This is a genomic window from Lactobacillus sp. ESL0225 (assembly GCF_003692905.1).
In the GTDB taxonomy this organism is placed as follows: Bacteria; Bacillota; Bacilli; order Lactobacillales; family Lactobacillaceae; genus Lactobacillus; species Lactobacillus bombicola.
In genome coordinates, this window is sequence record NZ_REHK01000006.1 from 207,157 (window position 1) to 231,867 (window position 24,711).

The window sequence follows — 24,711 nt, forward strand, 5'->3', positions numbered from 1 at the left end:
CAAAGTGATATTATTTTTTTAAATCAGAAATAAGTAGTTATATTTCTTGTGCTAAGTTAATTATATTTACTGAAAAGCGATTGCTTAAATGTTTATTTAGGTATAAATAATAAATTTAAGAAAAAGAAAGAGGAGCAAATGAATAAAGAATTGACCCGTGAATTTATTGCTGGTTTACCTAAAGCCGAACTACATGTTCATATTGAAGGAACGCTTGAACCAGAATTAGAATTTACCTGTGCGCAACGTAATCAAATTGATATTCAAGCTAAGTCACCGGCTGATATAGATCATAGCTATGGTTATGGTCTAACGGAATTCTTGAAGGCCTATTACCGTGGTATGAAAGTTTTGCGTACTGAACAAGACTTTTATGAAGTAACTTGGTCCTTTTTACAAAAGATGGCTCAAAGTAATGTTAAACATGTTGAGTTATTTTTTGATCCTCAAGCTCATACTACTAGGGGGATTGCTTTTGAAACTGTGATTGAGGGGATTCACGCCGCAATTGTGGATGCGCAAGCTTTAGGAGTTGATACGCAATTAGTCATGTGTTTTTTACGTGAGCTTTCCAAACAATCTGCATGGGAAACTTTAGCATCAGCTAAACCATATCATGAAAAAGGTTGGATTATTGGGGTGGGGCTTGATTCAGCTGAACACCATAATCCGCCTTTAAAATTTATGACTGTCTTTGATGAGGCACAGCGACAAGGATATTTTTTAACCATGCATTGTGACCCTAAGCAAGTTGATTCGGTTGAGCATGTTAAGCAAGCTCTTGAAATTATTGAAGTTAATCGGCTCGACCATGGTATGAGTATAGTGCAAAATACGGATTTAATGGAATATTTAATTAGTCAACAAATTGGGATTACCGCTTGTCCAATTGCTTATTATTATACTCGTAAGGATATGGAGCAAACGGCTATTATGGAATTGTTTGCTAAAGGTGCTGTAATCAGTCTTAATTCTGATGATCCTTCATATAAGGGCGGCAATTATATCAATGATGTTTATTATAAGTTTGGTCAAAAATGTGGTTGGGGTGAAGATGAGATTGTACAAGTAGCTCGAAATTCTTTCCAGAGTGCGTGGATTAGTCCTGAAGCTAAAGCTAGCTATTTACAACAGATTGATGCTTATTTACAAAATTTGGGTTAAAGCTAAAAAAGGTTATTCTAACTAAGAATAGCTTTTTTTATAAACAATTTTGTTTACATCTGTCGTCATATCCTGTATATTTAACTTAGTTTACAAATGTAAATACTACTTTTGCTAAGGAGAGTACATTATGGCTAAAATTATTATTTTAATAACTGGTCTAGCAGGCATCGCTTTTATTGCTTGGTGGTTTTTTGGCCAACATCATGTGCAAACAAAACAGGCCAAAATGGCAGCCAATAAACAAAGTATTGATATCGAAGTTAAGGGTGGCTATTCACCAGAAAAAGTAATTTTAAAGCAGGGTATCCCCGCGACTTTAAATTTTAAACGTTTAGATTCAGCAAGTTGTTTGGATCATGTTGTATTTTCTGATTTTGGAATTAATCAAGTATTGCCTCAAGGTAAAGTTGAACAAGTTGAAATTGATACCAGTAAACCTGGTGAATATGATTGGGAATGTAGTATGAATATGTTTCATGGTAAAGTTATTGTAAAGTAAATTTGCGGGAGATTTAATATGAAAATTACAACACGATTTTGGACGTCGTTAATCCTATCAATACCAATGTTGTTAGAAATGATCATTCATCCCTTCACGGGTTGGATGCTCCCGGGTGGTAATTGGACAATGTTTGTGCTTACAAGCATTATTATGTTTCTTGCTGCTGGTCAATTTATCACAAGTGCTTGGGCTGCTTTTTTAAAGCATCATGCCAACATGGATACATTGGTTGCGCTTGGGACATTAACGACTTACATTTATAGTGTTTATGCAATATTGACTAAGCGACCGGTTTTCTTTGAAACGGCCGCTTTTGTTATTACATTCGTTTTACTAGGTCAAGTGTTAGAAGAAAAAATGCGTAGCAATGCTTCTAGTGCTATAAGTAAACTAATTAACTTAAATGCAAAAAATGCTCTTGTTAAACGTGGGCAAGATTTTATCCAAATTCCCGTTAGTCAAGTCGTTAAAAATGATTTAATCCAGGTAAAACCTGGTGAAAAAATTCCGGTTGATGGAAAGATGATTTCAGGTTCATCAAATATTGATGAGTCAATGATAACAGGTGAAAGTATGCCTGTGACAAAGACAGTTGGTGACCAGGTAATCGGAGCAACAATCAACCAAACAGGCTCGTTTGTTTTTACAGCTGAAAAAGTTGGTAATGATACAATGCTAGCGCAAATTGTTGCTATTGTCAAAAAAGCGCAAAATAGTCATGCTCCAATTCAAAAGTTAACCGATAAAGTGGCTAATATTTTTGTACCAACTGTATTAATTATTGCTATTGCTACTTTTGTTGTTTGGAATGTCTTCTTAGGACAAGACATTCTAACTGCACTTAATTATGCCGTTGCTGTAATGGTAATTGCCTGTCCTTGTGCCCTAGGCCTGGCTACGCCAACTGCTTTAATGGTTGGAACTGGCCGGGGAGCCAAGATGGGAATTTTGATCAAAAATGGTGAAACTCTTGAAGCTGCTAATCATATTGGAACAATGGTTTTTGATAAAACTGGCACGTTGACCGAAGGTAAACCTGAAGTAACTGATCTAATTGGTAACAAGCAACAGGCAGTGCCAATTGCTGCTGGATTAGAAAAGTTAGCGGAACATCCACTGGCGGCTGCAATTATTACCTATGCCAACAAAGAAAAGATAGTACCTGCAGTTGTTAGTGACTTTCAAGTTCTAGAGGGCCGCGGCGTTTGTGGTAAAATTGGGACTGAATCTGTCTACATTGGTAAATTAATAGCTGCTGCTAATTTGAAAATTTCTGTAAGTTTGGCCAATGAGGCAGAGAGATTAGAGACAGCAGCTAAAACGGTTGTTGCTGTTTCAGTTCAAAATGAAGTCATTGGCTTAATTGCAATTCAAGATGCGCCAAAAAAGAACGCAAAAGAAGCGATTAGCGAGCTTAAGCAAATGGGTTTACAAACCGTAATGTTAACTGGTGATAATCAAAAAGTAGCACAGTCAATTGCCGAGCAAGTCGGCATAAAGCGGGTAATCGCTGGTGTCTTACCCACCGATAAATCAGATGTTATTAAAAAATTGCAAGAAAAACACTATGTGGCTTTTGTCGGTGATGGTATTAATGATGCGCCCGCATTAACACAAGCAAATGTTGGAATTGCAATGGGATCCGGTACAGATGTGGCAATAGATGCTGGTGGCATTGTTCTAATGAATAATGATTTAATAGCAGTGGTACGTGCATTAAAACTGAGTCGGAAAACTTTTCAACGAATAAAACTCAACTTATTCTGGGCATTTATTTATAATGTTTTAGGCATCCCGATTGCCGCTGGCGTTTTTGCCGGAGTTGGTTTGGTTTTAAGTCCAGAGATTGCGGGTTTGGCAATGGCCTTTAGTTCATTATCAGTTGTTATTAGCTCGGTTTTATTAGGTAAAAGTAAAATATAAATACTTAAGTAATAGCAAAAAGCGGATACTGTTAAAGTAACCGCTTTTTTATTTAAGCCATTTTTTAGCTTAAGTTAGAAAAAGTAATAATTTGCTTAATTATATTTATGATGTCTGGTCTTTAACACATGTTTGCTCTGTATGATATAAGTTATAATTCCAATTGTTAACCAAATTATCGTAACTAAAAGACTGCTGCGTAAATCGGCATATTTAAACTTAATTAAATTAATAGGACCATAAAAAGGGAAGAGTAGAGCAATTTTTTCTAGCCATTTGGGATAGGCCGAAATAACTACTAAAATTCCGGCAACTAAACTCATTACCGAACTGATCAGATTTGACAGAAAATATGGGTCATTCATTTCCCAACTAATGGCCCAGGCAGTAAAGCCTAAAATTATGCCAAATAAACATAGTAAGGGTAAGACTAGGATAGTGCGATTAATAATTACCAGTGGGGCACCAAAAATTAGGGCCAGGATTAAGTTAGATGTTGCTAGAATAAAGCCAGCTATCAAGGCTACGAAAACTTTATTTGTCCAGTAACGTAGGCTAAAAGGCCGTTGGGCAATCATTTCGTAGTCAATTCCTAAGTTGGCATCGGTAATTAGTGATTGGGTCATGGTCGTCATTGAAAGATTAGTGGCATCAATGGCAATTGATGCTAAAACGATGGACCAGTTAAAGTGACCGGTATATTGCATATTAATTAAAACTAAAAGGATCATGTCAACAAAAGGTGTGATAAAAAAGTAAACTAGGATAGTGCGCCAATTTGCCAAAAATGATAATGATGAAAATTGTGTTTTAAGCATCAGATTAAATTTAATTCTCCCTTCTTACGTGCCAACTGGTTAATTTTTTTAACCATTAAAATTATTAAACAAAACCAAATTATTAAACTAGAAAAATAAGCCGACCAATTAAAGGTTGAACTAGTGCCAGTTAAAGTGGCTATTGGAGTTGTCATGGGAATAAACCACTGGGCGATTTTTATAAATGGCCGCAAAAAATTAGGATTGCCAAAGAGTCCTGAAAGTAGAACAAGTGGTGTACCAATCAAACTTTCATAAGTAATGGCATTGGGAGTGAGGGTAAAGAAAGAGGCAATAAAAATTCCCATAGTTGCCATGGCTAGCCATAATAAAATAACAGTTAAATTAAACTTGAAAGTAATTGCGCCAGTTGTAACCCCTAAAAGTTGGGCAAGCAACCATGCTAGCGGAAAAGCTGCTAAACCATAGGTTGAAGCTGGTAATAATAAAGCAATTAAAGACAAGCGTTCATCGTAAGCGTTATTAATTAAATAAGGTAAAGTTCCCTTGTATCTTTCAAAGCCGATACTGCCAGCAGCAGTGGTACAAGAAGACCACATGCCAAAGATTGCACTTTGTAACCATACACTAGTGTTGGTTAATTGATGATTGGCATAGGCGAGCGTATATTGCACCAAAAAGATGGACAGGGTACTCGTCAAAGTCAAAGTGACAAAATATTGATCTGACAAATATTCTTTAAAATGGAACCAAAACAGGCGGGCAAATCTCATTTTATTTCCTCCGCAATTCTGGTGCTAAGGCTAAGTATGATTCTTCTAAGGTCGCAGGGCGGTCGATATGGCTCACCTGTGACTCTTTAACAATGTCTTCAACTGTTCCAGTAGAAAAAATGCGCCCAGCACCAATTAAGATAATTTGGTCAGCTAAAGCTTCTACTTCAGACATGGTATGGCTGGTTAGTAAAATACTGATGCCAAAATCAGAAAGATTCTTAATTGTATCGCGAATGCTTTTAGCAATTTCGACGTCGAGTCCGCTAGTTGGTTCATCGAGCAGAAGCAGTTGCGGATTACCTAAGAGTGCGCGCGCAATATGCAGCCGCTGCGTCATACCTTTAGAAAATTGCCCGACTTTTTTCTTCGCCACGTTGCTTAAATTAACAATTTCTAGTACACGAGTGATTTCATTTTTTTGCTGGCGGTATGGCACTCGCGCCAAATCGGCAAAGAAAGCAAGATTTTGGGCGGCAGTTGCTCGATGGTAAAAGCCGAGCTCACCGCCAAAAGAGACACCTATATGCGGGTGATGGGTTGTGCCAATAATATTTTGCCCATTAAGCAATACTTGTCCCTGGGTTGGAAGTAAATAGCCGCCAATAATTGATACAATCGTTGTTTTACCAGCACCATTAGGACCAAGTAATGAAACGATTTGTCCTTTTTTAATGTTAAAAGAAATATCTTCAAGGGCATGAAATTCTTCATTTTTGCTATGATAAATCTTTTTTAAATGTTTTACTTCTAAAATATTTTCCAAAATAAATTCTCCAAAATTAGTTGTAAATTTAAGTGTCACTATTAAGGAAGGGTGACATCATGATTTTACAGGTTAAGTTGAAGATCTTTTGTTGATTTACATTAAAGCTTTGCTAAAATTATAACATAAAAATATTATTTGGCTATTTAAATTAATTAGTTTTTTATTTTAAGGGTAGAAAATGACATCTCTAAAATATTTATAACAAGTAACAGTTGGTCAAGTTAAACAAAATCAGTCGGTTAAGTTGGTTAAATATGACAGTAAATGGCCCCCAATTTTTTCAAATTAATTCAACAGGATTTGGTTCTACTGCGGTTATGGGACGCAGGTCTAAGCATTTTATTGGTTGTTGCTCATCCTAGTGTTGAAGTAAGTTATGCTCTTCAATTACAACAAGCTGGTTATACTCTATGAATTTGGGAGTCGGAATTGCAAGAGCATCGAATGGTTCTGGACATTGATTCTGATGTACACCTTCATGTATATGATCTGGCTGGTCAAGAAGTTAAAGACTTAATCCTCTTTGGTGATTGGTTAAAAAAAATAAGACCAATCGGTTAAAATATCAAGAGTTTAAAAAAACTAGCAACCCGGTGCTGGCCAACGGTTCAAGATGATGCTGATGCAAAGGGACCATTGATATATAAAATTAAGCAACGAGCAATTAATAATTGTAAGAAAGATTGAATGATATAAATAATAATTAAAATAAAGAAATATTAAAAGCTAGATCCAATCTAATTTAGAATCTGACTTTTAAAATTAACTTCTTTTAAGCCTAATCAACCGATTTTAGGGCTTCGAGCATTTCTAAATTTTTCAACTTATTGTTGACAATAAACCCAAGAATGAGCGTGACGATACCAATTACTCCTAGTGGCCACAAAAAACTTGAAGCAGATAGAGCCGGATTAAACATGACATTAGCTGGTGGTACGACATAAAGAATATAACGATAGAGTAAATCGCCGATAAAGTATCCGATTAGAATACCGATAATTGTTAATAAAATAGTTTCACGATAGATATAGAGGGTGACTTCATTATTATAAAAACCTAGTACTTTAATCGTTGATAATTCGCGAATACGTTCTGCAATATTAATATTGGTCAAGTTGTATAAAATAACAATTGCCAAAAGTCCAGCGACTACAATCAAGACAACCATAATCATGTTCAAAGATTGGACGACTACATCTAGTTCTTGACTGATAGCAGTATTTTGAACAACATTACCAACGCCAGCTAAATTCATAAATTTAGCAGCAATTTTTCTGGTATTAGCTGGCTGACTATCTTTTAAGTTAACCAAGTAAGCATTGGAAGTATATTTTTTAGTAAAAATATGTTCGTACTGTCTTTGATTCATAAAGATAAAGTGTCCCATGTACATTTCACTTATCCCTGCAACTTTCATCGTACGTTGCTGATTATTCTTGTCAGTCAAAGTAATCTGGTCACCTTCTTTAATTTGCAATAAGTTGGCTAAGCGTTCAGAAATGATGACACCGTTATTGTCTAAAGTAAGGGATTGGTGACTGCGGCGATTATTTAACTGGACATATTTTTTTAGCTGCTGACTAAATTTAGGTGCAATTAAGGTTATTTCTTGGGTATCACCATTTTTTCCGGCAACTTTGGTCATTGATTCATAATAAATAGGCATTTCAGCAGCAATGTTAGTAGCATGCAATTTGGTTTTAATTACTTTTTTTTGTTTAGCGGTGACGGGTGCTTTTTCAGCCACAATCAGGTTATAGTGGATTAATTCAGAAAATTGGCGCTCATTCATGTTACTAATTGAATTTTTTACGGCAAAGCCCGCAAATAAAAGAGTAGCTGCTCCACAAACACCAAAAATTGTCATCAACATTCGTTTTTTGTAACGAAAAATATTACGAGCAGTAACTTTATGAGTGAAACTCAACTTGTTCCAAATTAAAGGGCAACGTTCAAGTAAAATTTTAGAGCCAGCGGCTGGTGGCTTAGGTAAAAGTAAAGCCGCTGGCTTTTCTTTAAACTCATTTTTGGCCGTTAAATATGCAGGTAAAACGGAACTAATCCACGATAATAAGAGAGCAATCAGGCTAATTTGCCAATAAAAATGTTCTTCAATTGCTGGAAGGGTAATTGACTGATAATAAGCGTGGTAAACAATTTGCGGCAATAATGTATGGCCTAGATAGACACCAATGATTGTGCCGATTGTCCCTGATAAGAAGCCATAAAAAACAAACTTACTAATGATTACCGTATTGCTGTATCCAAGTGCTTTTAGTGTGCCAGAATTTATTCTTTCTTCATCAATAAAGCGATTCATGGTGGTAAAAGTAACTAAGGCAGCAACAAAATACAAGAAAATGGGAAAAACTTTAGCTAAGTCTTCCACTACTTGAGCCACCGTAGTATAAACGACAGTTCCTTCACCACCTGGTAATTCGCGGCGGTTGTAAACACTATAATTTAAAACTAGCGCCTTAATTTGCATTTTTGCGTTAGCAATTTTCTGAACACCAGTATTAATTTTTCTTTGAGCAGTTGCTGCTTTTTGTTCTAAAGTATAGCTTTGCTTTTGCAACTCTTGCGTTTGAGTGTTTAATTTAATTTGTGCTTGTTGCAAATTTGCCTGCATTTGTGGTGAAGTTGCTTGGCTAGCTTGCTGTTTGAGTTTGCTTTCTTGTGAGCTTAACTCATTTTGGGCAGCTATCAGTTGTTGCTTAGCAGTGGCTAACTTATTGTGGGCCAATGCCAAAGTTTGTGCTTTTGCCTTTAGCAGCTGTAAGCCCATTTTTTTAATGCGTTTTTCGCGTTGAGGTGTTTCTTCTTTTAGAACTTGTTGTGCAACTTTCTTATGTTGACCTAGGCGTTTAGCATATATTTTGCCATATGAGTCAAGCCCCCTTAAATCCTGATAAGTCAGGTTGGCTACTGTGTAAACAGTCTGATTAAAAGCTTGAGGCATGGCTACTGCATAACCTTTAAGCTCTCCAGTACCGCTACTACTTTGACCAAGATTAACATTAGAAAGAATTTGACTTGAGCGAACAAAGCCAACAATTTTAAAATTTTTATTTTTTAAAAAAGTAGTTCCTAAAATATTCTTTTTTTCATGAAAGCTAATTTTTGAGCCCAGTTTATATTTTGAACGATAGTAATCAGTAATGGCAACTTCATCTGACTTTTGAGGAAGATGCCCTTTGATGACTTGATAAAGTCCAACCTTTTGGGGTTTAGAAAAGATGCGAAAGCTAGCGTGACTATTTTTTAATACAGTATCAGTCATATAACCAAATTCTGCATTTTTAAGTCCCTTAAGCTTACGTATTTTTTGTGCGTCTTGTTTATCAAGCCCATAATTAGAAACAATGGTTAAATCAGGTGTGTTTAATTTTTGGGCATAATGATTGCCGGTTGCTCGCATATTAGGTCCGGTGACAAACAGTCCTACAAGAGCAAAGGAACCGATGAGCATTAGACCCATGATTGACAAAAACTGCCCTTTAGTTTGTATAATAGATTGCCAAAAATCTTTCCAAATTATTTTTTTCATTGTTAATCTTTTCTACCATTTAATATTAGCTATATTTTCAGGATGCTTAGTTTGGGTAACTTTTGTTACTTGTCCGTCATGAAAGTGAATCACACGATTGGCAATTGGGGCAAGGGCGCTATTGTGTGTCACAATAATTACAGTGGTGCCATGGTTGCGACTCATATTAGCAATTATCTGTAAAACGTTTTTCCCAGTTTGATAGTCAAGCGCTCCAGTTGGCTCATCACAAAGTAGAATTTTGGGATTTTTAGCAATGGCACGAGCAATTGCTACTCTTTGTTGCTCACCGCCAGATAATTCTGCTGGGAAATTATTAACGCGTGCCTTTAATCCAACGTCAATTAGAGTTTGAACAGGATCAAGTGCATCCGCAACAATTTCAGCAGCAAGCTCCACGTTTTCTTTAGCAGTTAAATTTTGAATTAAGTTATAAAATTGAAAAACAAAACCAATGTCATTGCGACGATAGTTGGTTAGCTGAAGTTGATTATAATTGGCAATATTTTCTCCATCAATAATTATATTTCCAGAGCTATTAGTATCCATTCCCCCTAAAATATTAAGCATAGTTGACTTGCCAGCACCAGATGCCCCTAAAATAATTGCTAGCTCACCTTTTTCAATCGAAAAGCTAACATCATTATTTGCTAAAATTTCGGTGTCACCTGCTTGATAGCGTTTAAAATTATGTTGAACTTCAATGTAACTCATAAGATCTATCCTTCATATTAAAAAAATATTTTTTACTTTACTAACTATTTTAAGCTAAATATTTTTCAAGTACTTGTAAAACGCCCATCTCATTGTTACTTGGTGCTTCATATTTGGCAATCTTTTTAAGACGCTCATCTCCGTTACGCATAGCATAGCTTAAGCCGGCCAGTTCGATCATTTCTTTATCATTCATGCCATCACCAAAAGCGATTAGTTCTGCTGGTTTGATATTGAAATAGCGTAAAAAATATTTCAAACCTTGCCCTTTATTGACATTTGCGGGCATGACATCGATATTATTAAAGCCGCTAGTTGTACAGTGAATTCTTTCGGGATTGCTTTGATTAAATTTTCGTTCCAAGTCATTAGCCAATTCTGAGGAGCATTTCAATGTGAGTTTAGTTAAACTATCACTGGTAGGAATATCCCTTAGATCTCCAATATCAATGGCATTGGGATAAAAGAAATGCATTAAATTTTTAAATTGAATTGGCGCTTTTTTGTTAACATATGCTCGTTCTAAGCCACTGGCTACAATATTAATTTCTGGATAATTTGTCTCAATAAAATTAATCAACTTGATTCCAGTGCGGTAAGTAAAAACATGTCGTGAAATAATTTTATTATCCTGGGTTAAAATTGAGCCATTGTCAGCGACAAAATCAATTCGATCTAAAAAGTCGTAGAAATCTCGTTGTAATCGAGAGAGCGGGCGTCCACTTGATACAATAAAGTGAACATGTTGTTTGCGTAATTTGGTTAATACTTTTTCAAAACGCTGCTGGTCAAACTGTTTGTCATCATTTTCAAAAGTTCCATCCATGTCGACTGCAACAGCTTTAAAAGGTAAAAGTGTCATGTTTAAACTCCTTATTTTGTAGTTAATAATGTCATAGCTATATTTTTCAAATTTACTAATTAAATTTTACTTTGTAACAGGCTTTCTTCGCCCTACAAGCCAGCATATCAAAATTGCTAGTATAGTTTCGCTAATAATCAAGATAATATTAAGCCCTAGTTTTATTTGCCCAATAGCAATTGAGTTAATGCCAAAAAGTTTATTTTTCTCACCTAAGTATAAATCAAAAATAATTGAGCCAATAACTAAAGTGAAAATAGTAATCCATTGGTTTCGACTAAAGGCAATGCCGTATTCTTCTTCTCTGCGCCTAATGCTTGGCAAAATGACCCCTAATCCAATTAAAACAACGACGGCAATAATATTAATAATTAGTTCGTACCACCAATAACCGCTAAATTCTTTGATGTCTTGAGGAGCAATTCCTAAAATTGTTGCGACAGCAGTTACTATTAGGAGAAATAATCCGGCTAAGTAGGCAAGTTTGTCATTTTTTAAGAAAACATAATCTGATGGGAATTTTTGCGAATTTTTTCTAATCTGCATAAAGGAGAAGAAAATCCAACATGTCACTCCAGGAGAAATAATGCCATTTAAGTTGAGTAGCCAGTTAAAAATATCATTCATATCTGGCAAAAAAATTCCTAAAAGCATGATAAAAGCAGATAAGGCAACAGTTAAAATGTAACCATTAATTGGCAAACCATTTTTGTCTTTCTTTTGCAAGAAATGAGGCATATATTTATCGCCTGTATCTGAAATCAACATTCTAGTCATTGCATCGAGTAAAACAGCTAGTAGTGCTGCATTATAAAAGACAGAAGTCCATGCCCAAACATAAAGTAGCGTTTTGCCCCAACCATATTGGTGCCCCACCATATCAAAAACATAGTATGCACCATTCATTTTTAAATCATTAGGAATGTGATAACTGTTAAAGTAAATTCCGAGAGCAAAGGAGCCAAAAACAGTTAAAAAGATGGTCATTAAGGCCAAAGCAATCATTGCCTTGGGAAAATCTGATTTTGGCTTCTTCATTTGTGTAACATATGGAGCAACTAATTCGCAACCATTTAACGCATAAATAAGCATAGCGATTGTTGTCCAATAATGCATGTCAAACTTAGGAATTAATGTTCGCCAGGTAAAAGGTTGAGTTGCCATATGTCCACCAGATCTTACTAGTCCAGTAAAGGCTAAAAAGACAAACATTAATGTCATAATCAACATAAGTCCACCACCAATAGTGGATAAAACTTCCATCGATCTTGAAAAATAGTGTTCAATTACAATAAAAATAATAAACATTGCAAAGGTCATCAAAGCAAATTTTGTATTTGAAATTTGGCTTTGGAACTTTTCCGAGCCAGTTATTGCCCAACCAATATCTACAATTATTTCGTTAGCTGAATCGACAGCATAGGGAATTGATGCTGCCCAGTAAGTCCACGCAGTAAAATAACCGAGAAATTCGCCATTAGTTCCGCGTACCCATGAAGAAAGCCCACCACCTTCATGGTCAAAAACTGATCCAAGTTGCCCCACCATTAATGAATAGGGAATAACATAAAAAAGACACATAATAATCCATGATGTGACTACTGGCATTCCTTGGTTTTGAAAATTGTACATGATATCATCAAGACCAATGACCGTGCAAAATGCCATTAATGTCAATATTGGCCAAGATATATATTTTTGATTTGAATTTATTTCCTCCACTTAAACTATCTCCTTTTATAATAATCAATGTTCTTATTTTACTAATTAAAAAGAATATTGACTAGATAAAATCATAATTTCTTAGCTAATAAGGCAAAAATATAAAAAAATATGCTTAATCAATTGCTGGTATTGAATTTTATTAGTCTATGCGGTAAGATTATATCGTTAAATATGATGAAAAAGAAAGAAGGATTCTCATGTCAGGACATTCAAAATGGCACAATATTCAAGGCCGCAAGAATGCGCAAGACGCAAAAAGAGGTAAGATTTTTCAAAAATTATCTCGTGAAATATATATGGCTGCAAAGAATGGTGGTCCTGACCCTTCCGGAAATCCTAATTTGCGGATGGTAATGGATAAGGCACATGCAAATAATATGCCTAAGACCAATATTGACCGCGCACTTAAAAAGGCTGAAGGTAATTCAGATGAGCACTATGATGAAATTACCTATGAAGGTTATGCGCCAGGTGGTGTTGCTGTTTTTGTTGAAGCTTTAACTGATAACAAGAATAGGACAGCTTCTAGTGTAAGAGTAGCTTTCACGCGTAATGGTGGTTCACTTGGTGCAACAGGTTCAGTTGCCTACATGTTTAACCGTAAGGGTTATATTGTAATTGATCGCACAACTACTGATGCTGATGAAGATCAGATGTTACTTGATGTTATGGATGCTGGTGGTGAAGATTTACAAACTAGTGCTGAAGCTTACGAAATCTATACTGATGCTAAGCAGTTTGCCCAAGTTAGGGATGCTCTGGAAAAGGCAGGTTATAAGCTGGCTGATGCTGAATTAACTATGATTCCAGAAAATACAACTCCCGTGCCAGAAGATAAGAAGGAACAATTTGATAATCTGGTTGAAGCTTTAGAAGATGATGATGACGTGCAGAACGTTTATACAGCAGCTAGTGAAGAATAGGATTAATTAAGTAAGTTAGAAAGACCTTGAGCAATTATTTGCTCAAGGTCTTTTTGTTTAAATTACCTTAATTTGAGGTATAAACGATTTATTTTTGCATTTTATACATAATAGTTCGCTTTTTGCTTGAAAAAAAGTAAATTATTTAAATTTTTATAATATAATTCGTAATATACATGGTATAATTCGTAAATATCAATTGTTGAAAATTTATGTTTTTTTAATAAAAAGCTCACAATATGAGTTATAAGGCTAAGGAGGCTATTGAATGAAGAAACCTATAATTTTGAGTACAGATCCTGGCATTGATGATGCTGTGGCAATTGCAATTTTATTGTTTAGCAAACAATTGGATGTTAAATTGATTGCTGCAGCTGCAGGAAATGTTGGAGTTGATCAAACTTTAAATAATGTTTTGAAGCTTGAAACATTATTTAAAAAAGAAATTCCAGTTGTACCAGGCTGTAGTCGTGCACTAATTAAGCACCCAATTGATGCAGTAGCAGTTCATGGAAAATCGGGCATGGATGGTTATGACTTTCCTGAGCCTAATCGGGATCTTATTCTTGAAAATAAAATAGCCCCAGTAGCATTTCACGAAGTTGTGACTGCAACGAAAAATAAAGTAACACTTGTAGGAATAGCTCCTTTAACTGATATTGCTTTATATCTCCGTCTTTATCCTGAAGATTTTAACCAAATTGAAGAAATAATAATTATGGGATGTAGTATTGGTCGAGGTAATTATGGTGTTTTTTCAGAATTTAATATTGCCAGTGATCCCGAAGCAGCTAAAATTGTTTTTGAAAGTGGATTAAAAATTCGTGTGGCGCCGTTAGAATTGGGGATGCAAGCAAAAATCCAACCAGAAATTAGTGAAAAAATCGAAAATCTAGGTAAAGTTGGTGCAATGTTTTATAGCTTATTTAAACGTTATCGTGGAGGTGGTTTTGCGACCGGATTAAAAATTTATGATGCGCTAGCAGTTGCAATGTTGCTACAACCAGATATGTTTGAATTTGTAGCAACTCATGTTGAAATAGTGACGCAAGCAGGATTTACTTATGGCGCGTCTTTAATGGACTTTAATAATAAGTTACAACAATCTAATAATGCTTTGATTGGTACTAAGGTAGATGTTGACCAATTTATTGAGTGGTTTATAAATGCTCTAAAAAAGGCTTGCTAAGGAGAGATAAAATGAATCAGCTTTTTGCAATTATTTTGACGCTATTGTCAGTAATAGTTTTAGTTTACATGTTATCTAAAAAAATGGATATCAAAATTGTATTATTTGCACTTGGGTTAGTTTTATTGTACTGTGGCGTCTTTATGGAGAATAAGATTAGCCTATTACAGCCAGTTGCCAATCAATTGTTACAGCCAATTCAAGTGATTATTGATCAATTTACAACGACTTTGTCGCAAGCAGGATTTGTTATTTTGCTACTGGCTGGATATAGTTCATATATGACTTGTATTGGAGCTAATAATGTAACCATTGGCGGTTTAACTTCGACAATGAAAGGAATTAAATCAGTATACTTATTAGTGCCAATTGTTTTTCTAATGGGAAATATTCTCTCTTTGGTAGTTCCAAGTGCTGCTAACTTGGCAATTATCTTATTGGCGACACTATATCCAGTTTTGCGGACAACTGGAATGAGTCGATTAACTGCTGCAGCTGTAATTGCTACTACTGCAACGATTATTCCCACTCCACTTGGCTCTGATAATGTCGCAATTGCTGCAGCTTTAAAAATGTCAGCAACGCAATACGTATTTAGTTATCATGCTTTAATTTCAATTCCAACCTTATTGTTAATGGCAATTGTCCATTATTTTTGGCAAAAACATGAGGATAAAAAAGATGGTCAAGGTCTTAGTTATCAAGCAGAATTAGCTCAATATGGTTTAAAAAATGATGATAAACAACAAACCCAAGTGGTTGGCAGTAAGTTTGTTCGTTTTATTTACGGGCTACTACCTTTATTGCCAATTATTATTTTAATAATAGATTTTATTTTTAATGTTACTCAAGGTCGAAATTTAACGATGAACGTGCAATCAGTGACTATTATTAGTTGGATTGTGGCGATTATAATTGAGTTAATTAATAAAAAAGATACCAAGCAAGTTTTAAACGATACCAATGCCTTTATTAAGGGAATGGGTAATGCCATGGGGATTGTTGTTTTGTTAATTGCCGCTCAAACTTATGTACAGGGGTTAAATGCTGTAGGAATTATGACCATGATTCAAAAGTTAATGACTAATATTCATGGTGCTGGAATTTTATTGCCATTAATAATGGTAATCTTGACCGCAATAATTGTCCTATTAAGTGGTAGTGGGCTAGCTCTTACCTTTGCCCTTATTCCGCTGATTGTTCCATTAGCCAAGTCAGCCGGAATTGAGCCCCAGCAATTGGCAGTACCACTACAGTTGGCTGGTAATTTGTTGCGGGCAGTTTCACCAGTAGCTGCGGTAATTTTAATTGTGGCTGGAGCAACACATTTAGAACCAGGTCAAATTATCCGTCGTACAGCTGTACCAATGATTAGTGGTGTCTTGATCATGCTGGTTTTATCATTTTGCCTACTATAAATAAAGTAAATGAAATTTAAAAATTAAATCTTAATAAGAACGCAAACCATAGCTTACTGTGATTTGCGTTTTTATTATTTTTTGAATATGGTTAAGCAATTTTATACACTGCTAAAAAATTATAATCTCGGCAAACAATTTTTTCTTTTTTGCGTATTTAATATTGACACAAAAAAGGAGGTTTTTATGCAAATCAAGCAAGTGGTTAACTCATTAATTGAAGCAGCAATTATAGCTCATGCTAGTGACCTATTTTTTTTGGTGCGTAGGACAAAGTTAGTTGTCAACTTGCGTACTACTGATGGAATTACTAGCCAGGCTGATTTTACGGTTAACGAAGGGATGGAGATTATTAATTATTTAAAATTTATAGCTCAAATGGATATTGCAGAACATAGGCGACCACAGGTAGGAGCATTCGAATATCCTTATCAAGGAGAAAATTATTTTTTGCGCTTATCAAGCATTGGTGATTTTAACGATTATGAATCTTTGGTTATTAGAATTATTTATCAAATTGATCATAGTAATTATTTTTTTCCAAATCAAATTGAACATTTAAAAATACTGACACATCAACGCGGCTTAATAGTTACAAGTGGTCCCACAGGTTCAGGTAAGACTACGACAATGTATAAATTGGCTAAATATGTAGGGCAAAAGCAAATGGTAATGACAATAGAGGATCCTGTCGAAATTCATGAAGCTAGTTTTTTGCAAACACAGGTTAATTTAAATGCTGAAATCACATATTCAAGTTTATTAGAAGCCGCGTTAAGACATCGCCCAGATATTTTAATTATTGGGGAGATAAGAAATGAAAAAACTGCTCGCTTGGCGATTGATGCTGCTTTAAGTGGACATTTGGTATTTGCAACTGTGCATGCTAAAAGTACTTTGCAAACGATTCTGCGACTTGAAAGTCTACATGTCAATATTAATGAACTTTATAATTGCATAACAGCAGTTTGTTATCAGCGCCTCTTACCGACTAAGGATCACTTATCTTGTTTAATGGATATTGCTAGTGGGGAATTCTTACAAGAACAGCTTACTTGTAAAAAGCGTAAAGAATATATTAGCTGGTATGAAAATCTAAGTGAATTAAAAGAAAAGGGTGAAATTAGTGCGCAAGTATTTGAACAATTTAAGAAAGGATAAGTTGACACAAGAGCAACGATTAAATTTTCTTGATTACTTACATCATAGTTTAGCTAATGGTTTTTCATTAAATGCTAGCTTAGAATTAATGCCAATTTTATGGCCAAATCGTAAGAACTTAATTGATAAGTTATATCAGAGAGTTCAAGCAGGAAATAAATTAAGTAATTTAATGCTGGAACTTGGTTTTTCAAAAACAGTAGTAACGCAAATTGATCTTGCTTTAGAACAAGGCAGTTTAGTAGAATGCTTGTCGCAGTTAGCTACACTAAATCGCTTAAAATGTGAACAAGAAAAGAAACTGAAGACGGAATTGTCTTATCCTTTTGTATTAGTAGTAATGATGATTTTATTGTTATTTTTTATGCAAACTTTCGTTTCAAGCCAGTTTGCTAATTCTGATGAACACATAGGTGATCTCATGCTGTTAGGGCTATTATTCTTAAGCTTGGGCTTTGTTTATTATCTGATACGAGTCTTAATGTTATTAAAAAAGCAAGATTACCATTCTTTATATAAATTAGCTCATTACCCAGTCATTGGTTCGTTAGTTAAACTCTATGTAAAATATTTATTAATTTACGATGTAGGACTTCTGTTGGCAAGTGGGTTTTCTTTACAAAAAATATGTGAGTATGCTGAAAATCAAGAGCAAGGCTCGCTTCAGCAGTTTATAGGTGAGAAAATAGCTAGTCAGCTCGATTCTGGTAAAAAACTAGCGGACATAATTGTCCAGGAATATTTCTTACCCGATGAATTATTATTGTTATTGCGGGTAGGATCAAAAAAAGCAGATTTGAGCCAACGTTGCCTTTTATTGGGACGTACTTTATTTTCAGATTTAACAAGTGGTATTGAGAAATTGATTGTTAATGTCCAACCATTCTGCTTTATTCTAATTGGATTATGTATTATTGGGATGTATTTAAAACTATTGTTGCCAATGTATGCAATGATGCAAAATATTTGAGGTGAATTGTAATGAAAAACAGAATTAAAAAACATCTTTTAGCTATTATTACTAAGGCTGAGAAGCCTCAAGGCTTTACTTTAATTGAAATGGTAGTAGTTATTGCAATTATTGTGATGCTATTAATTATAATTGCTCCTAATTTAACTAAGCAAAAAGAAAGTGCCAGTGAAAGAACTGATGATGCTTTTAAAACTACTTTACAAACACAAGTTAATCTTTATGAAGATGATAAAGATCGTAATGGTAAAGAAATAAATTTTAAAAATATGTTTGACGATGGCTATTTGACCAAGAAGCAACTTGATAAAGCTAAAAATTATGTGGTATCTAATGGTGTGGTTGAAAAGAATTCGAATTAGAAATAGCTTACCTGCTTTTACTATTGTTGAAATAATTATTACTTTGACTATAACTCTTACTTTAACTTTATTAGGAGTAGTTCAGCTCAAAACCTATAATCAAAGATTGATTTTAGATAATACAACTAAGGAAGTTAAAAGCTCGATTGAACAAGCGGCACGGATCTCGGCTATTCGGCATCAAGCCATTATTATTAGATATTATCCAGTATCCAAAAGTCTCATTTTAATTGGTAAAAAATATTACCGAGAACTAAAGGTTGCTAATGATATAGAAATATATAATCTGACTTTATTGCAAATATCACCCAATGGCTCGCTACCAGCTCACACAATAACGATTACAAATCATAAAAATATTAGAAAAATTAAGTTACAAATGACTTGGGGGCGACCAATCGATGATACTTAATAAGCTAAAAGGTTTTTTAATGGCTGAGGGTATAACCGCCTTAGCTATTGCTATTGCTGGTGTATCATTAATGGCGTTAGTTATAGGGGAAGGTCGAAGCATAGAACAAAGGATGGAGTTAAAAACTGATCGAGCCTATGCCTGGCATATTTTAAAAAAACTCGATCTAAAAGAAGTTAAAGTTCATGATCGAGTTTATGAATTGCGAGGTGCTAGTAGTGTATATGATAAGACAAGTCAAGAAACTTATCTTGTCAAGAAATAAAGGCTTTGTATTAGCTGAGGCCATGTTTGCTGTCATAATCACACTTTTAATAGTCTTGATTTTACAAAACTTATTAAAAACTATCATGCTTTCTGACAAGGCTGACCATAAAACTGATGATGTGGTTTTTGCTTATGTTCAATTCAATCGTTTTTTACATGATGATGATACGGAACTAGCATATCCTTTTCCAGAAATATCGACTTCTAAGCAAGCTGGGATAGTAAAGGTTGATCGTGATAATAAATCAAAGATATATAAATTGAATTTTTATAAAAATATGGTACGTGTCACTACTCCAGATGGTGGTCATATGCCACTTTTACTTGAAGTTAAAAAAGCTAATTTTGTTACCACGAATAATCATATTAAAATAAGCATTACAGAAAAAGATAATCGTAGTACAGAAATATATTTTAAATTAGATGCTAAATCAAAAATAAAAGAAAGAGGGAGACAAAAAAATGAAAGTAAAAGCCAGTACTCTGCTCAGTAGTGTTTTTGTCTTAGCAACCTGTTTACTTTTTATTCGCTTTTATCAGGATATATATCATGATAGCATGCAAAATGATTTATTATTAATTGAATACTTGGTAAATAATTGATTTACTTGCGCTTGTTGCCTTAATTCTATTAAAATGGATAAAAGATAAGGGGAATAAGTGATGAATAATATTGAAGAGTTATTTGAAAATTTTTTGAATTGTGTAGAATACTTACAAAAAGCATTAAATGTATCTTTTGGTGAAGCTTTGACTGAAACCTTTGATAATCTTGAAAATAATCAAATTAAGGTTGAACTTGGCGCTCCGGATAAAGCGACTGTTGTAAAATTAAGTCAAAAGTATAAAAAGTTAAATTATGATAAATTGTCACAACAATTAAAGGTACAAGTATATACTTATTTAATACTCAAGGCAGTAAACGAAGATGCTTTAGAGATTAATCAAATGCCAACACCACCAATAGTTGCAACAATAGTAGCAATGCTTATGCAAAAATTGCTACCTGACAAAAGAATAACAATTGCTGATCCAGCAATTGGAACAGGAAATTTGTTGTTTTCGGTAATTAATCAGTTAAAGCATGCAAATCATTCTAAGATGAACTATCACTTACTGGGAATCGACAATGATGAAGAAATGCTTAGCTTTGCTGATATTGGTGCCCATTTAAATAGGCTTGACATCGAATTATACTGTCAAGATGCTTTAACGCCATGGTTATTTACCAATCCAGATGTTGTTGTAGCGGATTTGCCAATAGGGTATTATCCAATTGACGAGAATGCTAATAATTTTGCAACTAAAGCGGAAAAGGGTCATTCGTTTGCTCATCTTTTATTTATTGAACAAATTATTAAAAATTTAAAAGCTGGTGGCTATGCTTTCCTCGTGGTTCCTAAAGCAATCCTTACTGGCAAAGGTGGCAGTGACTTTATGCCATGGCTATCAGATAAGGTCTTTTTAAGAGCAATTATTGAGTTGCCAGATAGTGTATTCCAAAATAAGACAAATCAAAAATCGATTTTAGTGTTTCAAAATCATGGTAATAATGTTCAAAATAGTGAAGTTTTGCTCACAAAATTGGACTCATTAAAAAAGGAAGAAGACTTAATAAAGCTTAATGTTAACCTAAATGAGTGGTATACTAAAAATATTCATTAATTTGTGAAAAAGTCAAAAGTATGTGTAGTGGAGGAATCTCATTTATGAAAAAAGTTTTAGCAATTAACTCAGGTAGTTCTTCATTCAAGTATAAGTTATTTGCCCTTCCCGAAGAACAAGTATTGGCGGAAGGAATTGCTGATAGAGTTGGCATTGAGGGCTCTTCTTTTGAAATTAAATTACCAAATGGCGAAAAGCATACTGATGAAGTCTCTATTCCAGATCAAGAGTCTGCAGTTAACTTGTTACTGGCAGCATTAAAGAAATATCAAGTTGTTACTGATCTAGACGAGATTGTCGGTGTAGGTCATCGAATTGTTGCAGGTGGGGAAGATTTTCCTGATTCAGCCATAATTGATCAAGAAAAATTACAAAAAATCTATGATTTAAAAGAATATGCACCCCTGCACAATGTTGCTGAAGGAAAAGGAATAGAAGCCTTCATGAAATTGCTTCCTAATGTCCCAGAAGTTGGCGTATTTGATACGTCGTTCCATCAAACATTAGATTCAGTTCATTATATGTATTCACTTCCTTATAAGTATTATGAAAAATATGGCGTACGTAAATATGGTGCTCATGGTACGTCAGTAAGATATATTGTTGGTCGCGCTGCAGAAATGTTAAATAAAGATCGTGTGGATTTAAAGTTAATTGTTTGTCATTTAGGGTCAGGTGCCTCTGTGACTGCTGTGAAAAATGGCAAGTCATATGATACTTCAATGGGCTTTACCCCGCTTGCAGGAGTTACTATGGGGACACGTTCAGGTGATGTTGATGCATCAGTTTTACAATACATAATGAATAAGGAAAATCTGGATATTAATCAGATGATTGATATTTTAAATGACAAATCAGGGTTATTAGGAATTTCTGAAATTTCTTCTGACATGCGTGACCTAGAAAATGATTCAGATGATAAAGCAAAGTTAGCTCGTGATATTTTTGTTAATAGAGTTAGACAATATGTTGGTTCATATATTACTGAAATGGAAGGTGTTGACGCAATTATCTTTACCGCTGGAGTAGGTGAACACGATGCTGGCGTTAGAGAAAAAGTAATGCAGTCATTTGAATTTATGGGTTTAGATCCTGATTATGAAGCAAACAAATCAAATGGTGAGAAGTTTATTTCAAAACCTGATTCAAAGATAAAAGCGCTAATTATTCCAACTGATGAAGAATTAATGATTGAACGTGATGTTGTTCGTTTAGCCCATTTGAATTAGGTACAATTTATTATATAAATATGGAATTTTTATATGGACAATTGGCAAAAAGATCGAATTGCGGCAGCAATAAATGGAACTAATCCAATGGTTATGGTCGAATTAGAGGGTGGTTATGCTACTTTCGGTGATACCCAATTTTTACCTGGTTATTGTGTACTGTTACCAAAAAAGAATGTTGCATCTTTAAATGAATTAAACATTGTGGAAAGAACAATGTTTTTACGGGATATGAGCATATTAGGAGATGCCGTTTTAGACGTTTGTCATGCCGATCGAATTAATTATGATATTTTAGGTAATACTGATAAATTTTTACATGCACATGTTTTTCCAAGATATAAATTTGAAGATCCAGTTAAACGTACTAAACCAGTTTGGCTATATAATACGAAGTATTGGACTGAGAAGAAGTATCAATATAATTCTCAAAAACATGGTGAGTTAAAAGCGGCGATAACCCGATATTTAATAGCAAAAATAGGGGATAATACTGATAGTAATTAATGTTGCTGTATATTGTTGCATAGCTAGGTAATAATTATTCGAATTAGCTGAAATAATTATTAAACAAGCAATTTTTAACAATTTAATATATAATAAAGGTCGTTAATAATTTTTAATGGCTTTTTATTTTGATATATACATAGATAATAATATATTTATAAAAAACGATTGGTTTATGAATGATATAATTATGTCGGTATGGTAATTAACAATAATAATTTAATATAAATATGACCATGATAAAAAGAATAAGGCTGATTAAGAAAAGCAGTCAAGAACTATTTTTAATGAAGAAAGTATAGGGAAAATGATAAGACTAGTAGCAATTGACGTTGACGATACATTGTTGAATAGCCATGGAGTACTACTTGAATCAACTAAAACAGTTATTAAGCGCGCAATTAGTCAACAAGTTAAAGTTGTTCTTTGTTCAGGTAGACCATTAGCTGGTGTTAAGCACTTTTTAGCTGAATTAGGAATTACTACAGATAATCAATATGTTATTACCTTTAACGGGGCTGTAATCGAATCAGTTACTGGGAGAAAATTAGCCGAATCTGGATTAGAATTTTCAACCTATAAAGAAATTGATCGATATTCTAATAAACACGATATTGCATATAATATTGTTGATGCTGATAGTCAAATTATTACGAGTAATCACAATGTTAGTTGGGTTACAGTTGTTCAAGCTTGGGAAAATCGAGCTGGTCTTTTAATTAGGACACCGACGGAATTAGGTGAAACTGCTCAGGTTATTAAAGCAGTGTTTGCTGATGAAAAAGACAAATTAGACCAAGTAGAAAAAGAAATAATTAAAAAATTTGGGCAAAAAAATTATGTTGTTCGGGCTGCCGATAATTTTTTAGAAGTAATGCATCAAGATGTTAATAAAGGTAATGCTTTAAAAATTTTATCAAAGAAATTAAATATTTCTGCAAATGAAATTATGGCAATTGGTGATGAACGCAATGATATACCAATGTTTAATTTTGCAGGTATTTCGGTAGTAATGGCTAATGGATCAGCAGCAGCTAAAGAATATGCAGACTATGTGACAGGATCAAATGATGAAAACGGCATTGAGCAAGCATTCAATAAATTTGTTTTATCTAAATAGATCTAACTATTAGCAGTTAATAAGATGTATGCTATAATAATGGTATCCTAAAGCGGGGGTGTTTTGGGATTCGACAGGCGTAGATTTGCATTAACTGCGGTTCGTAGGTCACGTCTACGTAAAAACGTCACAGTTTTATAACTGCAAATAAAGAAAATTCATACGCATTAGCTGCCTAATTTAGGCACATGTGTTGCTTTTTATCGGATTACTCACGTCTGGTATCAAGTATCAACTTAGTGAGTTACGTTTAACTACCTCATCTGAATAGTTAAGAAGAGTCATTGCAGATTAGCTAGCCCATTCTAGCCCTGTTATATGGCGTTTTGGACTAGTGAAGTTCAAATAATATAACTATAATCGTAGATGTTAGTGACAGGATGCGTTTGGACAGGAGTTCAATTCTCCTCACCTCCATTTTAAAAAGCTTGTAACTATTTATGTTACAAGCTTTTTCTGTGTGCAAATTCGCCCAATGTTCACTGACTTTTTAAATTTCATCACGAACGCTAACAATTTGTCGGGTTTTTGTTAACCTTAAGGTCAAGGAATAGGTCTTTTGTATGTAATATACAAAGGTTTTAAGCAACCAGTTTGATAACAAATTCTTAAAGGGTGTTTGTCCTGAATGATAGTCATACTTCATTAATTTAGGCCAAGCCTTCGCTGGCTGAACCTTTCTACTTGCGAATTGCTACAGGAATATCAATAGTTGACTCTTTGC

At 34.3% G+C, this 24,711-nt stretch carries 24 protein-coding genes and 1 other RNA gene; 18 read left to right on the forward strand and 7 right to left on the reverse strand.

Translation table 11 applies throughout. The annotated features are described in order from the left end of the window. Window positions 1-138 precede the first annotated feature (138 nt). From add to F5ESL0225_RS02665, 3 genes are all read left to right on the forward strand, one after another. On the forward strand, window positions 139-1,164 hold the full coding sequence (gene add, locus F5ESL0225_RS02655; RefSeq protein ID WP_122047795.1) for an adenosine deaminase: 1,026 nt from the start codon (window positions 139-141) through the stop codon (window positions 1,162-1,164). A 130-nt stretch (window positions 1,165-1,294) separates the two neighbouring features. Beyond that, window positions 1,295-1,666, forward strand: coding sequence for a cupredoxin domain-containing protein (locus tag F5ESL0225_RS02660; RefSeq protein ID WP_122024553.1), 372 nt, complete (start codon window positions 1,295-1,297; stop codon window positions 1,664-1,666). 18 nt (window positions 1,667-1,684) lie between these two features. Further along, window positions 1,685-3,592 carry a copper-translocating P-type ATPase gene (locus tag F5ESL0225_RS02665; RefSeq protein ID WP_122047796.1) on the forward strand — a complete coding sequence of 636 codons (1,908 nt, stop codon included), beginning with the start codon at window positions 1,685-1,687 and terminating at the stop codon, window positions 3,590-3,592. A 95-nt stretch (window positions 3,593-3,687) separates the two neighbouring features. Here F5ESL0225_RS02665 and F5ESL0225_RS02670 read toward each other — a convergent pair whose 3' ends face one another. From F5ESL0225_RS02670 to F5ESL0225_RS02680, 3 genes are read right to left on the reverse strand one after another with little or no spacing between them, the layout of a single operon-like run. Then, window positions 3,688-4,410, reverse strand: a complete 723-nt coding sequence (locus tag F5ESL0225_RS02670) for an antibiotic transporter permease (RefSeq protein ID WP_122047797.1) — start codon at window positions 4,408-4,410, stop codon at window positions 3,688-3,690. Beyond that, window positions 4,410-5,144: an ABC transporter permease gene (locus F5ESL0225_RS02675; protein ID WP_122047798.1), complete on the reverse strand. Its 735-nt coding sequence runs from the start codon at window positions 5,142-5,144 to the stop codon at window positions 4,410-4,412. Before F5ESL0225_RS02675 ends, F5ESL0225_RS02670 begins: the two co-directional genes overlap by 1 nt. Window position 5,145: 1 nt before the next feature. Next, window positions 5,146-5,910 carry an ABC transporter ATP-binding protein gene (locus F5ESL0225_RS02680; protein WP_122047799.1) on the reverse strand — a complete coding sequence of 255 codons (765 nt, stop codon included), beginning with the start codon at window positions 5,908-5,910 and terminating at the stop codon, window positions 5,146-5,148. A 432-nt stretch (window positions 5,911-6,342) separates the two neighbouring features. On the opposite strand from F5ESL0225_RS02680, the gene F5ESL0225_RS08490 reads away from it, so the two are divergent. Continuing rightward, complete coding sequence (locus F5ESL0225_RS08490) at window positions 6,343-6,474, forward strand: hypothetical protein (protein ID WP_255409648.1); 132 nt, start codon at window positions 6,343-6,345, stop codon at window positions 6,472-6,474. A 217-nt stretch (window positions 6,475-6,691) separates the two neighbouring features. Here F5ESL0225_RS08490 and F5ESL0225_RS02685 read toward each other — a convergent pair whose 3' ends face one another. The 4 genes from F5ESL0225_RS02685 to F5ESL0225_RS02700 form a co-directional block, all read right to left on the reverse strand. Next, window positions 6,692-9,463: an FtsX-like permease family protein gene (locus tag F5ESL0225_RS02685; protein WP_122024558.1), complete on the reverse strand. Its 2,772-nt coding sequence runs from the start codon at window positions 9,461-9,463 to the stop codon at window positions 6,692-6,694. A 12-nt stretch (window positions 9,464-9,475) separates the two neighbouring features. Then, window positions 9,476-10,177, reverse strand: coding sequence for an ABC transporter ATP-binding protein (locus tag F5ESL0225_RS02690; RefSeq protein ID WP_122021511.1), 702 nt, complete (start codon window positions 10,175-10,177; stop codon window positions 9,476-9,478). A 49-nt stretch (window positions 10,178-10,226) separates the two neighbouring features. Further along, window positions 10,227-11,039 carry a Cof-type HAD-IIB family hydrolase gene (locus tag F5ESL0225_RS02695; RefSeq protein WP_122047800.1) on the reverse strand — a complete coding sequence of 271 codons (813 nt, stop codon included), beginning with the start codon at window positions 11,037-11,039 and terminating at the stop codon, window positions 10,227-10,229. A 66-nt stretch (window positions 11,040-11,105) separates the two neighbouring features. Then, a complete protein-coding gene (locus tag F5ESL0225_RS02700; RefSeq protein ID WP_370466393.1) occupies window positions 11,106-12,707 on the reverse strand; it encodes an APC family permease in 1,602 nt (533 codons plus the stop codon). Between the two features lie 254 nt (window positions 12,708-12,961). Here F5ESL0225_RS02700 and F5ESL0225_RS02705 point away from each other — a divergent pair, with 254 nt between their 5' ends. From F5ESL0225_RS02705 to ssrA, 14 genes are all read left to right on the forward strand, one after another. Continuing rightward, on the forward strand, window positions 12,962-13,687 hold the full coding sequence (locus F5ESL0225_RS02705; protein WP_090093156.1) for a YebC/PmpR family DNA-binding transcriptional regulator: 726 nt from the start codon (window positions 12,962-12,964) through the stop codon (window positions 13,685-13,687). 268 nt (window positions 13,688-13,955) lie between these two features. Then, window positions 13,956-14,876 carry a nucleoside hydrolase gene (locus F5ESL0225_RS02710; RefSeq protein ID WP_122024562.1) on the forward strand — a complete coding sequence of 307 codons (921 nt, stop codon included), beginning with the start codon at window positions 13,956-13,958 and terminating at the stop codon, window positions 14,874-14,876. An 11-nt stretch (window positions 14,877-14,887) separates the two neighbouring features. Continuing rightward, window positions 14,888-16,294 (forward strand): C4-dicarboxylate transporter DcuC, encoded by a 1,407-nt coding sequence (gene dcuC / locus F5ESL0225_RS02715; protein WP_122047802.1) that lies wholly within the window; start codon window positions 14,888-14,890, stop codon window positions 16,292-16,294. A gap of 186 nt (window positions 16,295-16,480) precedes the next feature. Beyond that, window positions 16,481-17,455 (forward strand): competence type IV pilus ATPase ComGA, encoded by a 975-nt coding sequence (comGA, locus tag F5ESL0225_RS02720; protein WP_122047803.1) that lies wholly within the window; start codon window positions 16,481-16,483, stop codon window positions 17,453-17,455. After that, window positions 17,421-18,425 (forward strand): type II secretion system F family protein, encoded by a 1,005-nt coding sequence (locus F5ESL0225_RS02725; RefSeq protein ID WP_122047804.1) that lies wholly within the window; start codon window positions 17,421-17,423, stop codon window positions 18,423-18,425. The genes comGA and F5ESL0225_RS02725 overlap by 35 nt, the downstream gene beginning before the upstream one ends. A gap of 11 nt (window positions 18,426-18,436) precedes the next feature. Continuing rightward, window positions 18,437-18,787 (forward strand): competence type IV pilus major pilin ComGC, encoded by a 351-nt coding sequence (gene comGC, locus F5ESL0225_RS02730; RefSeq protein WP_122021518.1) that lies wholly within the window; start codon window positions 18,437-18,439, stop codon window positions 18,785-18,787. Further along, window positions 18,759-19,199, forward strand: coding sequence for a hypothetical protein (locus F5ESL0225_RS02735; protein WP_122024565.1), 441 nt, complete (start codon window positions 18,759-18,761; stop codon window positions 19,197-19,199). Before comGC ends, F5ESL0225_RS02735 begins: the two co-directional genes overlap by 29 nt. Window positions 19,200-19,218: 19 nt before the next feature. Next, window positions 19,219-19,464, forward strand: coding sequence for a hypothetical protein (locus F5ESL0225_RS02740; protein ID WP_147440866.1), 246 nt, complete (start codon window positions 19,219-19,221; stop codon window positions 19,462-19,464). Continuing rightward, a complete protein-coding gene (locus tag F5ESL0225_RS02745) occupies window positions 19,451-19,960 on the forward strand; it encodes a ComGF family competence protein (protein ID WP_158592378.1) in 510 nt (169 codons plus the stop codon). The genes F5ESL0225_RS02740 and F5ESL0225_RS02745 overlap by 14 nt, the downstream gene beginning before the upstream one ends. Before the next feature lie 169 nt (window positions 19,961-20,129). Then, entirely contained in the window at window positions 20,130-21,131 is a 1,002-nt protein-coding gene (locus F5ESL0225_RS02750; protein WP_122047805.1) for a class I SAM-dependent methyltransferase, read from the forward strand. Between the two features lie 44 nt (window positions 21,132-21,175). Further along, window positions 21,176-22,360, forward strand: a complete 1,185-nt coding sequence (locus tag F5ESL0225_RS02755) for an acetate/propionate family kinase (RefSeq protein WP_122021522.1) — start codon at window positions 21,176-21,178, stop codon at window positions 22,358-22,360. Between the two features lie 33 nt (window positions 22,361-22,393). Then, window positions 22,394-22,867 (forward strand): HIT family protein, encoded by a 474-nt coding sequence (locus F5ESL0225_RS02760; RefSeq protein WP_122021523.1) that lies wholly within the window; start codon window positions 22,394-22,396, stop codon window positions 22,865-22,867. A gap of 307 nt (window positions 22,868-23,174) precedes the next feature. Further along, window positions 23,175-23,987: a Cof-type HAD-IIB family hydrolase gene (locus F5ESL0225_RS02765; RefSeq protein ID WP_122021524.1), complete on the forward strand. Its 813-nt coding sequence runs from the start codon at window positions 23,175-23,177 to the stop codon at window positions 23,985-23,987. 54 nt (window positions 23,988-24,041) lie between these two features. After that, window positions 24,042-24,407: a transfer-messenger RNA gene (gene ssrA / locus F5ESL0225_RS02770) on the forward strand. The last annotated feature ends 304 nt before the right edge of the window (window positions 24,408-24,711 follow it).